Annotated in this window: 14 protein-coding genes; 6 read left to right on the top strand and 8 right to left on the bottom strand. The window is 32.3% G+C overall.

The annotated features are described in order from the left end of the window. The first annotated feature begins 62 nt into the window (after positions 1-62). Positions 63-863, top strand: coding sequence for a DNA/RNA non-specific endonuclease (locus tag H0I23_RS11840; protein ID WP_216783506.1), 801 nt, complete (start codon positions 63-65; stop codon positions 861-863). Here the strand turns inward: H0I23_RS11840 and rodA are convergent. The 8 genes from rodA to H0I23_RS11800 form a co-directional block, all read right to left on the bottom strand. Beyond that, entirely contained in the window at positions 860-2,143 is a 1,284-nt protein-coding gene (gene rodA, locus H0I23_RS11835; RefSeq protein WP_216783505.1) for a rod shape-determining protein RodA, read from the bottom strand. The genes H0I23_RS11840 and rodA overlap by 4 nt on opposite strands. Continuing rightward, entirely contained in the window at positions 2,133-4,001 is a 1,869-nt protein-coding gene (locus tag H0I23_RS11830; protein ID WP_216783504.1) for a penicillin-binding protein 2, read from the bottom strand. The genes rodA and H0I23_RS11830 overlap by 11 nt, the downstream gene beginning before the upstream one ends. Positions 4,002-4,068: 67 nt before the next feature. Beyond that, on the bottom strand, positions 4,069-4,578 hold the full coding sequence (gene mreD, locus H0I23_RS11825) for a rod shape-determining protein MreD (RefSeq protein WP_216783503.1): 510 nt from the start codon (positions 4,576-4,578) through the stop codon (positions 4,069-4,071). Beyond that, entirely contained in the window at positions 4,568-5,401 is an 834-nt protein-coding gene (mreC, locus tag H0I23_RS11820) for a rod shape-determining protein MreC (RefSeq protein ID WP_216783502.1), read from the bottom strand. Before mreC ends, mreD begins: the two co-directional genes overlap by 11 nt. A gap of 89 nt (positions 5,402-5,490) precedes the next feature. Further along, positions 5,491-6,519: a rod shape-determining protein gene (locus H0I23_RS11815; protein WP_216783501.1), complete on the bottom strand. Its 1,029-nt coding sequence runs from the start codon at positions 6,517-6,519 to the stop codon at positions 5,491-5,493. Positions 6,520-6,574: 55 nt separating this feature from the next. Further along, complete coding sequence (gene purH, locus H0I23_RS11810) at positions 6,575-8,107, bottom strand: bifunctional phosphoribosylaminoimidazolecarboxamide formyltransferase/IMP cyclohydrolase (protein WP_216783500.1); 1,533 nt, start codon at positions 8,105-8,107, stop codon at positions 6,575-6,577. A 91-nt stretch (positions 8,108-8,198) separates the two neighbouring features. Next, positions 8,199-8,651 (bottom strand): GAF domain-containing protein, encoded by a 453-nt coding sequence (locus tag H0I23_RS11805; protein WP_216783499.1) that lies wholly within the window; start codon positions 8,649-8,651, stop codon positions 8,199-8,201. 57 nt (positions 8,652-8,708) lie between these two features. Continuing rightward, the gene (locus tag H0I23_RS11800; protein ID WP_216783498.1) at positions 8,709-9,659 is read right to left on the bottom strand and encodes a hypothetical protein; all 951 of its coding nucleotides are present in this window, start codon (positions 9,657-9,659) and stop codon (positions 8,709-8,711) included. A gap of 142 nt (positions 9,660-9,801) precedes the next feature. Between H0I23_RS11800 and H0I23_RS11795 the strand changes: the two genes are divergently transcribed. The 5 genes from H0I23_RS11795 to H0I23_RS11775 all read left to right on the top strand — a co-directional run bounded on the left by H0I23_RS11795 (position 9,802) and on the right by H0I23_RS11775 (position 16,077). Then, positions 9,802-10,209 (top strand): hypothetical protein, encoded by a 408-nt coding sequence (locus H0I23_RS11795; RefSeq protein ID WP_216783497.1) that lies wholly within the window; start codon positions 9,802-9,804, stop codon positions 10,207-10,209. A gap of 96 nt (positions 10,210-10,305) precedes the next feature. Beyond that, a complete protein-coding gene (locus H0I23_RS11790) occupies positions 10,306-10,872 on the top strand; it encodes an AraC family transcriptional regulator (RefSeq protein WP_216783496.1) in 567 nt (188 codons plus the stop codon). Positions 10,873-10,943: 71 nt separating this feature from the next. After that, positions 10,944-13,433: a heavy metal translocating P-type ATPase gene (locus tag H0I23_RS11785; protein ID WP_216783495.1), complete on the top strand. Its 2,490-nt coding sequence runs from the start codon at positions 10,944-10,946 to the stop codon at positions 13,431-13,433. Between the two features lie 19 nt (positions 13,434-13,452). Next, positions 13,453-15,693, top strand: coding sequence for a TonB-dependent siderophore receptor (locus tag H0I23_RS11780; RefSeq protein ID WP_216783494.1), 2,241 nt, complete (start codon positions 13,453-13,455; stop codon positions 15,691-15,693). A 27-nt stretch (positions 15,694-15,720) separates the two neighbouring features. Beyond that, positions 15,721-16,077: a heavy-metal-associated domain-containing protein gene (locus H0I23_RS11775; RefSeq protein ID WP_216783493.1), complete on the top strand. Its 357-nt coding sequence runs from the start codon at positions 15,721-15,723 to the stop codon at positions 16,075-16,077. Positions 16,078-16,265 lie beyond the last annotated feature (188 nt).

Here is a 16,265-nt window from a genome sequence, read left to right as displayed (position 1 = left end):
TTTGACTTATTAGTCGTAATAGAATATACAAATTTAAGTTAACTTGTGCTTTTTGATTTGCTATGAATAAGAAAACAATATATAGTTTGTTAACCATTGCCTGTATTATTGGTTTTTGGTTGTTCGAAAATTTTTATACTCCTGATACATATACGGCGCCTAAACAGGAAGATAATACAGTTAATATTACAAATGATTTTTTACCAAGTTCTACAACAGGTTCTATAGTTCACCACAATCATTATTCGTTATCGTATAATGAAAAGCATGAACAGGCAGAGTGGGTAGCTTATGAATTAAATAAAGATCAGCTTACTTATGATGACAGAAAAAGACCTTATTTTATTGAAGACCCTAAGGTGAAAACAAAATCTGCTGATTGGCGAAATTACAGAGGCTCTGGTTATGATAGAGGTCATTTATGTCCTGCGGGAGATCGTAGGTTTTCAGAATATGCATATAATGAAACTTTTTACACTAGTAATATTAGCCCTCAGAATAATGATTTCAATGCGGGTATTTGGAATGAGTTAGAGAAAAAAGTAAGGTATTGGACTAAGAAATATAACAGTGTTTATGTTGTTACTGCTGGTGTATTAGAAAATAACTTATCAAGTATTGGTGATGAAGATGTTAGTGTGCCAAACTATTTTTATAAAATAGTAGCTAGAAAAGAAGGTGCAGATATAAAAGCGTTAGCCTTTCTTTTTAAAAATGAAAGTAGTAATAAATCTCTAAAAAAGTTTTTAGTTACTATAGATGAGTTGGAAAATATGACTGGAATTAATTTTTTTGAAAACGTTTCAGATGATATTGAGAATAAGTTAGAAGGTAAAATAGAAACTTCGGGTTGGAAATTTTAAAAGCCTTCTTTAAGCCTGTTAGAGTCCATCTTTAAAAAGATAAATAATAAAGCTGTAAACCCTAATAAACCTGATCCTCCATAGCTGAAAAATGGTAACGGAATTCCTATGGTAGGTAAAACGCCGATAACCATGCCTACATTGATAAAATAATGTACAAGTAAAATAGAAACGACACCGTAGCCATACATTCTACTGAAAGCATTTTTTTGACGTTCGGCAAGAAATACAAGTCTAAGTAGTAATATTGAAAAGAGAATTATAACAGTTGTGGTACCTATAAAGCCCCATTCTTCACCAACAGTGCTGAATATATAATCAGTATGCTGTTCAGGCACAAAATCTCCTTTAGTTCTAGTGCCTTCCAAAAAACCTTTGCCAAAAAATCCGCCAGATTCAATTGCTTTTTCTGATTGATAGGTATTGTAGCCAATTGTTTTTCTAATTTCTTCTAATTTAGATGGGTCTTTTTCAAGACTTAACCATAAGCTAAATCGATCTCTATGTCTTTGTTCGAAAACATTTTCAAAAACAAAATTAACAGATAGTGAAAACAAAATCGTTACAATATAGATACCAATTATTGGTATTAAAGGCACTTTAAAAGATTGCTTTTTAAGTAATAGAAAAACAGCCAAGATTAAACCTAAAATTATAGCAATCCAAATGCTACCAAACATTAATGTGCAAACGAAAATCATAATTGCAAACAATCCTATTCCTAAATAGAAAACTGGAATTCCTTCTCTGAAAAGAACAAATACTAAAGAGAAAAAGACGAGGGCGCTACCAGGATCTGGTTGTGGTATTACTAAAATAGCAGGTATCAATAATACCAAAAAGGCATAAAATTGATCTTTTCTTCTTTTTATATCGGTTTGAATATCACTTAAATATTTAGCAACTGCTAGTGCAGTTGCAACTTTTGCCAATTCGGAAGGTTGCAAATTAAAGAACCCCAAGTTATACCAAGAAGTAGCTCCAGCAATCGTGGTTCCGAATATATATAAGCCAAGTAATAATACTAATGAAATGGTGTATATGATACTCGAAAAACGTTCGAAAAAATTACTTTCTAATGACAGTATTATAATTAAGAATGCAACGTCTATAGCAATAAACATAAGTTGTTTCCCATAAATACTAGAGAAATCAAAAACACCTCCATGCGCTTCTGAGTAGGTGCTAGAGTAAATATTTACCCACCCAATAGCTACTAATAAAACAAATATTAGAATAGATAACCAGTCCAGCCTTTTTAATAAATCTTTACCAGACACGCTCGTTAATTATAAAAGGTTCGCCACTAAGTGGTTTAGCATATTCTTTATCTAATGTTTTTTCTAACATGCGCTGTTCTAAATCTGTTCGGGTGATTTCTCCTTTCAAATATTTTTCTATTAATAACGATGCTATATGCCCTGCATATCGCCCTCCATAATAACCATTTTCAATATATACCGCAATAGCTATTTTGGGGTCATCAACGGGTGCAAATGCAATAAATACAGAATGATCTGTAAGCTGAGTTCTTACGCCATCGATTTTTGTAAAGTTTTCTACAGTTCCTGTTTTACCTGCAATATCAATACCTGGTATTTGTACATAGTATCCAGTACCTTGTGTGTAAACATTTCTCATACCTTCAACAACAGGGTCAAAATGTTTTTTATCTATAGAAGTGTGTTTAGGTTCTGTAAAATTAGGGTCATCAACTTTTTTTCCGTCAACTTCTTTTAAGATGTGTGGGGTGATGTAAAAACCTCTATTTGCAATTGCTGCAGTCATATTAGCTAGTTGAATAGGAGTAACTAATATTTCTCCTTGCCCAATCGCATTAGATATAAAATAGGTAGCGGCCCATCTATTCTCACCATACATTCTGTCATATGTATTTCTATTAGGAATAGATCCTTTTCTACCAGTTGGTATATCAGAACCTAAAAAAGTACCTAGTCCAAAGCTTTTGACGTGTTTTTCCCATACATCTAGCCCCTCTTGTGTTGTTGGGAATTTATCAAATATTTTTCTAAAAGTACCTGCAAAATAGGCATTACAAGATTTATAAATGCCAACATTTAAATCTCTCAATCCACCACCACAATGGCAACCTCTTTTCTTTTTACCTACATAAAACCCATTGAAGCATCTGATTTGTGTTTCAGGTGTGATAACCTCTTCTTGTAAACCTATTAAAGCATTAATAGCTTTGAAAGGAGATCCAGGAGATGTTTGTGCTAATACAGATCTGTCGTAAGTAGGCTGTGCTATAGAGTCATTATATAACTTTGTATAATTCTTAGATCGCTCTCTTCCTACGAGCAATGAGGGGTCATAAGATGGGCCTGAAATCATTGCTAAAATTTCTCCACTTGATGGTTCTATAGCAACAACGCCACCTCGTTTTCCATTCATTAAAAGTTCGCCGTATTCTTGTAATGTTTTGTCGATTGTAATTTTAATGGCTTTACCTTGCTCAGGTAAGGTGTCTAGTGTTCCACTTTTATATGGTCCAATATCTCTATTGAATCTATCTTTTTGAATGTATTTTACTCCTTTTCTACCTCGCAAAACTTCTTCGTACTGTTTTTCAATACCTGTACGACCTTTTAATTCTCCTTGCTTGTAATATGGGTTTTGACTCAACTCATAATCGTTGACTTCAGAAATAAAACCAAATACATTTGCACCACTTTTTGTGTCGTAGTATCTAAGAGATCTTTTTTGAATATAAAAGCCATTATACTTTCTCATTTTTTCTTGTAAGCGAGCATAATCAGCTTTTGATAGTTGGTGAACAACTACCGATGGTAATCTTGTAGAGTATTTTTTAGCTTTAAGAAGTTTTTTTAAAAAAACTTCTTTTTCGATACCTAGTAATCCGCAAAATTCTAAAGTATCTAATTGTCGTACTTCACGTGGTATAACCATTATATCGTAAGCTGGTTGGTTAGCGACTAGTAATTCACCGCTACGATCATAAATATAGCCTCTTTCAGGGTAATCATAAATGGCTTTTATGGCAGAATCTTCTAATACTTGTGTTTGTGAGTATTTAAATACTTGTAAGTAAGAGAGTCTCCCTATAAAAGAAAGCCCTATAATTATGATTATCGAAGATAAAAGCAGTTTTTTCATTTAGAATGAAAGAAGTTTTAACAAAGGAAATAAAATTAGTAGCCAAAATAGGATACTTAAGTGTTTTTTATTCTTTTTTAACACTAAAAAGAGAACTGAGTAAAACACATATTAATGTTGATGCAATACTTACAATTATTATTTTCTTTAAAATTAGAAGAATATTATCAAAATTAAAAACTTCTAGAGTAAAGAATATTGTGTGATGAATGACAATTAATAATGTTAAATACGTAAGTTTTTGAATGGCTGGAACTCCAGAAATTTTAAAACTTTGAAAATCAAAATTGACACCAAAACAAAAACGCATAATGGTTGGCCTTAAATAAGCTATTGTCACTGTAGCTGCTGTGTGTATGGCTAGGCTGTCAGAAAAAACATCAACAGTGAAGCCTAATAAAAAAGCAATAATTAAAAAAACTGCTCTATTTTGTTTAACAGGGTACCAATATAAAAACAGAATATAAATCATAGGATTTATGTAGCCTAAATATCCTATTCTATTACATATTAGAACCTGTGCTAATACAAGTAAAATAAACCGAACTATATTTATGAAGTAGTAATTACTGGCCATTAGGATTTTTTGATTCTAGTTCTTCTATCGCTTTGCGATTTAAATTATTAATTATGTAAACGTTTTTAATGTTAGACATGTCGTTGAAAAGAGTAATGTCTATGCTGTAAGAGCTTTTAGAAATATCTAAATCAAATTTTTTAATTACTCCGATAGGAATGTTTTCTGGAAAAATACTAGATGATGCACCAGTAAGTATTGTGTCACCTACTTTTATAGGTACTCGCCTTGGTATATCAATTAATTGTACTGTGGAAAAATCTTTAGCGTTCCATATAAGTGAGCCGAAATTGTTAGTATTTTTAATTTTAGCGTTTAAGTTCGACCTTCTGTTTAATATACTTTGTATGCGAGAGAACTTTTCAGTTGTGTTTTCTACAATTCCAAGTATTCCGTCAGGTGTAATTACACCCATATCTTGTGTAATACCATCACTAGATCCTTTATCCAAAGTTATATAATTATCTAAAAGAGAATAACTGTTTTTGATAATTTTAGCGGATACAATTGTAAAATCTGTATTTGTAGTATCTATCGTTAAAGAGTCTATAGGTGCGTTTAAATTATATTCTTTATTAATAAGAATATTTCTCAAAAGCATGTTCTCTTTTACTAATTTTTCATTTTCTTGTTCTAAATTAAAATAAGATGAGATGCCATTTGTAGTATTATAAATACCACCAGAAAACCAACTTGCAGAACTGAAAAATTTAGATTGGTGATAGGAGTGAGACTGAATAGTAAAACTCAGTGATATGAATAAAAGGAATAAATAAAGTAACAGATTTTTATTCCGGATTATAAAATTGATAATCTGCTGCATTCACTTTAACTATTTGCTAGTGATTATTATATTCTTTCGGCAAGTTAAAACAAGTTGAGTTTAAATTACCGAAAGAATTAATGTCTTTGCTATTTGATTAAAATACTTTTATATCGCTCTAAGTTTTTAAGTGCGATACCAGTACCTCTAACAACTGCTCTTAACGGATCTTCTGCTATATATACAGGTAAATCTGTTTTTTGAGATAACCTTCTATCTAGACCGCGTAGCATAGATCCACCACCAGCTAAATAAATACCAGTGTTGTAAATGTCAGCAGCTAATTCAGGAGGTGTTTGAGATAATGTTTCCATTACGGCATCTTCAACTCTTAAAATAGATTTGTCTAATGCTTTCGCAATTTCTCTAAAAGATATTTGTACTTGTTTTGGTTTTCCTGTTAATAAATCACGCCCTTGAACAGACATTTCATCTGGTGGAGTTTGTAAATCTTCAGTAGCAGAACCAATCGTGATTTTTATATTTTCAGCAGTACTTTCGCCAACATAAAGGTTGTGTTGTGTACGCATGTAATAAATAATATCATTTGTAAAAACATCACCTGCAATTTTTACAGATTTATCACAAACAATACCGCCTAATGCAATTACAGCAATTTCAGTAGTACCACCTCCTATATCAACAATCATGTTTCCTTTTGGTTGCATGATGTCTAAACCGATACCAATTGCCGCGGCCATTGGTTCATGTATTAAGTAAACTTCTTTTCCGTTTACACGTTCTGCCGATTCTTTTACAGCTCGCATTTCTACTTCTGTAATACCAGAAGGGATACAAATAACCATTCGTAATGCAGGTGGAAACCATTTTTTCTTTAAAGCAGGAATGTTCTTAATGAACATGTTAATCATCTTTTCAGATGCATCAAAATCTGCAATAACACCATCTTTCAATGGACGAATTGTTTTTATATTTTCATGGGTTTTTCCTTGCATCATGTTGGCTTCTTTTCCAACTGCAATTATTTTACCGCTTATTCTATCTCTGGCAACAATAGATGGACTGTCAACAACGACTTTGTCATTGTGTATGATAAGAGTGTTAGCTGTGCCTAAATCTATAGCTATTTCCTCTGTCAAGAAATCAAAAAATCCCATTATTAATTATTTGGTTGTGGACTAAATGTATGTTTTATCGACGAAAGTAACAAAATTAATGTTTAAAATGACGTGTTCCTGTCATTACCATAGAAATTCCGTTTTCATTGCAATAATCGATGCTTAATTGATCTTTTATTGACCCGCCTGGTTGTATAACGCTCGATATGCCACTTTTATGCGCAATTTCTACACAATCTGGAAAAGGGAAGAAAGCATCACTGGCCATAACTGATCCATTTAAATCAAATTTAAAAGATTGAGCTTTGTGAATTGCTTGATTTAAAGCATCTACACGAGAGGTTTGTCCTGTACCACTAGCACATAATTGTTTGTTTTTAGCAATAACAATTGTGTTAGATTTTGTATGCTTACAAAGTTTAGAAGCGAAAATTAAATCTTCAATTTCTTGAGTTGTAGGAGCTGTTTTTGTTGCATTCGTTAAATCAGCTTCAGTATCTGTTTTTGAATCTTTTTCTTGTACTAAAACACCGTTTAAACATGTGCGTACTGATGTGTCTGGTAAAGCAACATCATTTTGAATTAAAATGATTCTATTTTTCTTTCCTTTTAAAATTTCTAAAGCTTCAGCAGCATAGCTAGGAGCTATAACTACCTCACAGAATAATTGATGTATTTCTTCAGCAGTGGCTTTGTCAATTTCTTTATTACTGATTAAAACACCACCGAATGCAGATACAGGATCGCCTGCTAAAGCATCAACATATGCTTGGTGCAATGTGCTTCTCGAAGCTAAACCACAAGCATTATTGTGTTTTAAAATAGCAAATGTAGGTTCGTCATTTTTAAATTCTCCCATTAAATTAACGGCAGCATCAACATCTAATAAATTGTTGTATGATAATTCTTTACCATGAAGTTTATCGAACATAGCTTCAAAATCTCCAAAGAAAAATCCTTTTTGATGAGGGTTTTCACCATATCTTAAAACTTGACCGTTTGTTTCACTAATTTTTAAAACAGTTTCTTGCTTATCTTTATTGAAATAATTAAATATAGCAGTATCGTAGTGAGAAGATACATTGAAAGATTTTGCAGCAAAACGCTTACGGTCTTCAAATGTTGTAGATCCGTCATTAGTAGATATTAACTCTAAAACTTCAGCATAATCTTCCATAGAAGAAACACAAAGTACATCTTTAAAGTTTTTAGCAGCAGCTCTAATTAGAGAAATACCACCGATATCAATTTTTTCAATAATATCTTGTTCAGGAGCTCCACTAGCAACTGTTTTTTCGAAGGGGTATAAATCAACAATAACAATATCTATTTGCGGAATTTCAAATTCAGCTAATTGTTTTTGATCACTTTCATTGTCTTGGCGATTTAAAATACCTCCAAAAACTTTTGGGTGTAATGTTTTAACACGACCTCCTAAAATAGATGGATAACTTGTTACATCTTCAACTGGTACTACATCTATGCCTAAATCTTTAACAAATTTCTCAGTTCCACCAGTAGAATAGATAGTAATACCTAGTTCTTGAAACTTTTTTACAATTGGTTCTAAACCATCTTTATGGAATACAGAAATTAGTGCTGATGTAGCTTTTTTAGTGGTGCTCATTTTTGTGTGCTTAATGTTAACTATTAAGCACACAAAAGTAATTTTTTTGAAGTTAATAACACCTTGATGTTATCAACAAAAAGCCAAAGTTTTAAAGAATTTTAGCAACTTCGGCATTTACAAACTCTAAAAAGCGCTCATCTTGCTCTGTAAAAGGGTTTGGAGTATTAGAATCGATGTCTATTTGTCCAATATTTTCACCATTTATAAAAAGCGGCACTACTATTTCAGCTTTTACGGTAATACTACATGCAATGTAATTGTCTTGAGCAGCAACATCGGCCACAACAAAATTTTTATTACTTACGGCAACTTGACCGCAAATTCCTTTTCCGAATGGAATTATAGTATGGTCTGTTTCTGCGCCAGCATAAGGACCTAATTTTAATTCAGGTTTATCACCATTTTTAAAATAAAAACCAACCCAATCATAATAATCAATGTTTTCTTTTAAAAGATCACAGATGTCTTGTAAACGGGAGTCTGTACTTACGGCAGTATTTTCTGTAATAGCTGTAATTTGTTTTTTTAATGTTTCAAGCATTGCATATTTTTTCGCAAATATATTTAATATACCAATGTTATATAGGAAAATATTTTTTTAGTTGCTACAAATTTTTACTGGAATGTTACATTGTGCAAGTCTTTGTGCGCCTGTATTAGCTGGTACTGCAATATCGTCAGAACCGTTGTAAATTACCATATCAATATCTTCAGGCACGTATATTTGAACTCTTGTTTTTGAATATCCATTCGGAAAATAACGTATATAGTAACCGTCAGGATGTAAAGACCATCTGCCTCTTTTTATTAAGTTATTTGTTTCAGGAGCTGAGCCCCCTAAAATAGCTAGTTCTTCAAACTCTTCATAAGTACTTAGTCCAGACTCAAACATACCTCGCATTTTATTTTCAATTTCAATAACTGTTTTTATTGTTTGAGGTGCGTTATTTGTTGCTTTTTGTACAGCATTTTCGGGTATGAAACCTAAAATACCGTTGTTCAAGTCTAAAATTTGTTCTGCAGTTAATAATTTAGTAGCTGTTATTTTCAAAGGGTTAGCTAGTTTTGTAAATTTAGTCTTAGCTATAATTGCCCATAATAGTAATTGAACATCACGTTGAGGTATTTCAGGATGTGCTTCGAAATTTTTAAGAATAGCAATAACTATTTCTTCTTTTTTACCTAATACAGGAGCATATAAGTATCCGTCACCTTCGCTAGGGCCATATGTTCCGGCTTTTAAACAAAAACTCATACTCTCAAGCTCATAAAAACCAGAATGAAGAATATAATTGTTCTCAGTATTTCTTTGTTGTTCACATATTGATAAAAAAGAGGCTTCATTTCCAAAATTATCCTCTAAATCTATATCTGTATTGGTGTCTTTAAAATTAGTTGAAATGGGATCTTTACTAAGTTTTTTATAACTAACTTTTCCGATTGCATTAGTAACTTTATTTTTTGCGTTTTCAAATATTCCTTGTGCTTGTATTGAGTTAGAAAAGAATATGGTAATTACAAATAATACTGTAATTTTTTGACTTTTCATTTTAGTAATGATGTTTTCGGTTGTCTTTATTTTTGCTAAAGTATGTTAAAATAAGTATTTGAGACACCTATTTTAATGTCAATTTCAAGATTCATTAATGTTTAGCATCATTAACATCTGGATATTTAGTAATTTTGAAGCAATGAAAAAAGTATTACATAAAATAATCGCGACCAATATGGCTTTATTGCTTTTGGTTATAACTACTTCTTGGAAAGTAGAAAAGCATTATTGTATGGGGTATTTAATTGACGTTGCTTTTTTTGTTTCAGCAGATGATTGTGAAGTAAATTTGTTGCCAGAAGGTGATAATGATACAGTTGAAAAAGCTTGTTGTGCAGATGAAGTTATTGCTGTTGAGGGGCAGAGTGATGTTAGGCCTTCTGGTAACGATTTGAATTTAGATCAGCAACTTTTTCTAACAGTTTATTCATACACATATCTTAATTTATTTGAGCCTTTAGAAGTTCAGAATTTTCCACACAAATATTATCTCTCTCCTAAAATCGTCAAAGACATACAATTGCTAGACGATGTTTTTTTAATTTGATTTTTTAGTTTCATCCTTATCACTTTATCTAGTGTAATGCGGTTATATTCATGAACCGGTTTACTTTACTATTAAGTATTTGCTAAAAACTATAAAATGTCTACTATTCTTCATATAAAAAATATGGTTTGTGATCGATGTAAAATGATTGTTTCGCAATCGTTAGAAGAAATCGGTATTACAATTCTTAATTTAGAATTAGGGGTTGTGACTATAACATCTAAAGAGGCTGTTGATTATGATAAAATACGAGAAGTTTTAAAAAATAAAGGCTTTGAACTTATTTTAGATAAGAACAAAATACTGATAGATAAGATAAAAACAAACCTTATAGCGTTTGTTGATATTCTTGATAGTAGTAAGGAAGAAAATATATCGGTTTTTTTATCTCAAAGAATGAATCGTGATTATTCAGTAATGAGTAAGCTTTTTAGTAAAACAGAAAATGTCTCAATTGAAAAGTATGTTATCAATTTAAAAATTGAAAAAGCAAAAGAATTGATTCAAATGAATAGGTTGAGTTTTTCAGAAATAGCATATACATTAGCTTATAAAAGTAGTAGTCATTTAGCTCGTCAATTTAAACTTATTACTGGTTTTTCTATGTCTGAATATAAGACATCTCAAAAATGGAATCGTACTTCTTTAGACCGAATTGTATAAGTCTTACCCATAAATAGTCAAAAGAGCTACTATTTGTAATTGTAAATTTGTAGTGTATTAAACTTATGAAAATGAAACATACATATCATATTCACGGAATGTCATGCAATGGGTGTAAAACTCATGTAGAGCAAACTTTGTCTGCTGTTAAAGGAGTCGAGAAGGTTGTAGTTGATTTAGAAAATGCAGAAGCTTTAGTTGAGGCAAATGGTAAAGTGTCATTAAAAACATTGCAGAAGGCAATGGAAAAGGATGGCGGTCATTATTCTATACACAAAGTGGGAGAACATCACTTTAATGAAAAAAAAGAAACAAATGAAAACGGCAATGGAGTTTTTTATTGTCCAATGCATTGTGAAGGGGATAAGGTTTATAGTGAATCAGGTGATTGCCCAGTATGTGGTATGGATTTGGTTGAAGAGGTAAATTCTTCTACGTCAAGCACGCAAGAGTATACTTGTCCAATGCACCCTGAAGTTGTAGAAAATGAACCTGGAGATTGCCCGATTTGTGGTATGGATTTGGTGCCTAAAAAAGTGGATATATCTGCAGAGCAAAAAAGTTATAATAAACTCTTAAATAAGTTTAAAATAGCAGTTGCTTTTACGCTTCCTATTTTTATAATAGCAATGTCAGACATGATACCAAATAACCCACTACTTAAGGTTTTGAGTTTAAAGTATTGGAATTGGATAACATTTGCTTTGTCAATACCTGTTGTGTTTTATGCTACTTGGATGTTTTTTGAACGTGCTTACCGATCAATAAAAACATGGAACTTGAATATGTTTACGCTTATAGGTATTGGTGCTGGTTTTGCATGGGTATTTAGTGTATTTGCAATGGTTGTGCCTGATTTTTTTCCGGCTCAATTTAAAACAGATTCAGGTACCGTTCATGTTTATTTTGAGGCAGCTACAGTTATTTTAACCTTGGTTTTATTTGGTCAGCTATTAGAAGCTCGTGCGCATAGTAAAACAAATAGTGCTGTAAAAGAATTATTGAAATTAGCACCTAGCAAGGCAATTAGAGTTGTGGATGGTGTTGAAGAGGTAATTGCGATAGATAAAATAAGTAAAGGAGATTTACTTAGAGTGAAACCTGGTGATAAAATTCCTGTAGATGGACTTATTTCAGAAGGAGGGAGCACTGTTGATGAGTCAATGATAACAGGGGAGCCTGTTCCTGTAGAAAAAGACGAAGGTGATTTGGTGCGTTCGGGTACTATAAATGGTAAGCGCTCTTTTGTAATGAAGGCAGAAAAGGTAGGAGCAGATACGCTACTGTCTCAAATTATTGAAATGGTAAATAAGGCAAGTAGAAGTCAAGCACCAATTCAAAAGTTAGCAGATAAAATATCAAGTTATTTCGTTCCTGTTGTTGTACTTATTTCAGTTATTACGTTTGTTGTTTGGGCAGTTTTTGGTCCAGACCCTGCATATGTATTTGCTTTGGTAAATGCTATTGCAGTTTTAATTATTGCTTGTCCATGTGCACTTGGTTTGGCAACGCCAATGTCGGTTATGGTGGGTGTTGGTAAAGGTGCAAAATCGGGTGTGTTGATTAAAAATGCGGAAGCTTTAGAGCGTATGGATAAAATTGATACGCTGATTATTGATAAAACAGGTACAATAACAGAAGGGAAACCATCTGTTGAAAAAATAGAATCACAACAAGGTTTTGACGCAGATAAAGTTTTACAGTATATCGTTTCTTTAAATCAATTTAGTGAACATCCATTGGCAGATGCTACGGTAAAATATGGTAAAGATCAGCAAGTAGAGCTTTTAAAAGTAAATGACTTTGATTCTGTCACGGGAAAAGGAGTTATAGGGAAAATAGCAGGTGATAGCGTTGCTTTAGGAAATGAAAAAATGATGAAAGAAGTAAATGCAGTTATTTCTAAATCATTAAAAGACAAAGTAACGGCGTATCAGAAAAAAGCAAAAACAGTATCATATTTAAGTGTAGGGAATAAGGCTGTTGGTTTTGTAGTTATTGCAGATAAAATAAAAGAAACAAGTAAAAAAGCAATTCGTGAATTACAAGATTTAGGTATTTCTGTAATAATGTTAACTGGTGATAATCATGATACAGCAAAAGCTGTTGCTTTAGAATTAGAGCTGAAAGATTTTAAGGCAGATATGTTGCCGCAAGGTAAGCTTGCAGAGGTAGAACGCTTACAGGTTAAAGGAAGAAAAATAGCAGTAGCTGGTGATGGTATTAATGACGCTCCTGCATTAGCAAAAAGTGATGTAGGTATTGCGATGGGAACCGGAACAGATGTGGCAATAGAAAGTGCTTCGATAACTCTAGTAAAAGGAGATTTGCAGGGTATTGTAAAAGCTTATAAACTAAGTCGCAATGTGATGAATAATATTAAACAGAATTTATTTTTTGCATTAATATATAATACGGTAGGTATCCCTATTGCAGCTGGAGTTCTATATCCATTTTTTGGAATGTTATTATCACCGATGATTGCAGCTTTAGCTATGAGTTTTAGTTCTGTATCGGTAATAGCAAATGCATTGCGCTTAAGAACAAAAAGAATAGATTAATAAAATTTTAAAAACATAAATGAATAAATATTTACTGATACTAGTTTCATCACTTTTGCCATGGTTAGCTTTTTCACAAGATAAAGTTGAAGGTGTGGTAATGGAGGCAAATAATGAAAATAAACATATTGGACTCCCGGGCGCCAGTGTATATTGGATGAATTCGCAAATAGGTGTTATTACCGATATAGATGGTAAGTTTTCAATTCCATATAAAAAAGAATATAATAAGTTAATATTAAGTTATGTAGGTTTTAAATCAGATACACTAACGGTTAATGAGCCTAAAATGCTGCATCATAGTCTAAAACCATCTAATGAATTAAATGAGGTGATTGTTGAGCAAAAACGTGATGCGGTTCAAAAATCATATTTTAGTTCGCAAAATGTGGTAACTATTAATAGTGCAGAGTTGCTAAAGGCAGCTTGTTGCAACCTATCAGAAAGCTTTGAAACAAACCCTGCAATTGATGTTAATTTCTCGGATGCTTTAACGGGTACAAAGCAAATTCAAATGCTAGGTCTTACAAGTCCATATTTATTAATCACTCAAGAGAATATACCGACAGTGCGTGGTGCTTCGCAAGCTTATGGTTTAACCTTTACACCGGGTACTTGGGTAGAGAGTATTCAAATTACAAAAGGGGCAGGTAGTGTAGTTAATGGTTATGAAAGTATTTCAGGGCAAATAAATACAGAATTGGTAAAGCCTTTAACAGATAAAGCCGTTTTTGTAAATGGTTATGCGAACCAAAATGGACGTTATGAGTTGAATACACATTTTAATAGAAAGCTAACAGATAAGTGGAGTACGGGTTTATATGTACATGGGAATAAACGAACTCAAAAAGAAGATGATAATGGTGATGGATTTTTAGACGCTCCATTATCAAATCAATTAAATGTAATGAACCGTTGGCAATATCAAGATCCTGAGAATGGGTGGGTAAGTTTTTTTAATGTTCGTTTTTTAAATGATGAAAAGCAGGTTGGTCAAACGAATTTTAATCCTGCTATAGATAAGTTAACGACAAACTCTTGGGGTAGTGAAATTGATACACGTCGTTTTGATACATCATTAAAGCTAGGTTATGTTTTTCCTAAATTACCTTTTCAGAGCCTTGGGCTTCAAACATCGTATAGTTATCATACGCAAGATTCTTATTTCGGACTTAGAACATACGATATAACACATGAAAGTATATACACTAGCCTTCTCTTTAATTCTATTTTAGGTGATACTCAAAATAAATTTAAAACAGGGTTGACTTTCGCTTATGATGGGTATGATGAGTTGGTTAATTTTGACGATTATTCAAGAACAGATGCCTCTATAGGTGCTTTTTTTGAGTATAATTATGATAATTTAGAGAAAGTGAATTTAACAGCAGGTTTACGAGTAGATAATCATAATAGATTAGGAACATTTGTTACTCCAAGATTTCATATTCGGTATACGCCATGGGAAAAAGGAAGTTTAAGAGGTTCTTTTGGTAGAGGTAAGCGTGCTGCAAATATTTTTGCAGAAAATCAGCAACTTTTTGCATCATCTCGTGAAATAAAGATTTTAAATTCTGGAGGAGATATTTATGGTTTAGAACCTGAAGATGCGTGGAATTATGGCGTAAGTTTTTTGCAAGGCTTTAATTTTTTAGGTAGAAAAGGAGATGTAACGGTTGATTTTTATAAAACAGACTTTAAAAATCAAATAGTAGTAGATTGGGAAAATCCTCAAGAAGTTTCTTTTTATAATTTAGAAGGAAATAGTTATGCGAGTAGTTTTCAAGTTGAGGTGAGTCATGAAATTTTACCTCAGTTAGATGTTCGTACGGCTTATAAATATTATGATGTTGCTACAGATTATAAGAGTGGTAATTTGCAAAAACCATTACAGGCACAACATCGTTTTTTTGTGAATTTAGGCTATGAGACTGTAGTTAAAGAAAACGGTTCGCAATGGAAGTTTGATTATACGTTACACACGTTGGGTAAAAAGAGATTGCCAGATACGAGTTCTAACCCGATAGCGTATCAAGCAGGAGAGTTTTCTGAACCATATAATCATATGAATGCTCAGATTACAAAGGTTTTTAGTGATAAGTTTGAGATATATTTAGGTGGCGAAAACTTATCAGATGTTACACAGGATAATCCTGTTTTAGGTGCGGATAATCCGTTTGGCTCAAATTTTGATACTAGTATTGTATATGCTCCAATAATGGGAAGAATGTTTTTCGCAGGATTTAGGTTTAAAATTTAAATAAAATAATAATTAAATAATAGAAATATGAAGACAGTAGTTTTATCCATGTTTATGGCTTTGTTTACAGTTTTGGCATTTGCTCAAGACAAAAACAAAAAAATGGAATTTGATGTAAACGGAAAATGTGGAATGTGTAAAGAGCGAATAGAAAAGGCTGCATTAGGTGTAAAAGGTGTAAAATATGCCTCTTGGGATATACCTACGCATCAATTATCGGTGATTATGGATGAGCGTAAAACAGATGCTATGAAGATAAAAACGGCAATAGTGGCTGTTGGTCATGACACTAAGGAGTTAAAGGCTACTGAAGAAGCATACAATAGCGTACATCCTTGTTGTTTGTATCGAGAAGATAATTCAGATGATGGTAATCTTCATTAAAAAAACAGATGTTTAAAAAAGCGCTCTAATTTATTAGGGCGTTTTTTTTATGTATTATTCTGTAAAAGTTTCTTTTTGTAATTTTTACTGGTTTTGTGCTTCCATCGTGGCTCCACCCTGGAGGATTATTTAATTAGAAAGATTTGGGTAAGTTACTTGCAAAAAAAAACGCTCCAATTTTCATTGGA

The organism is Cellulophaga sp. HaHaR_3_176 (assembly GCF_019021925.1).
Lineage (GTDB): Bacteria > Bacteroidota > Bacteroidia > Flavobacteriales > Flavobacteriaceae > Cellulophaga.
Note: the sequence above shows the minus strand (reverse complement) of the source record. Positions and strands in the feature narration are given on the sequence as shown.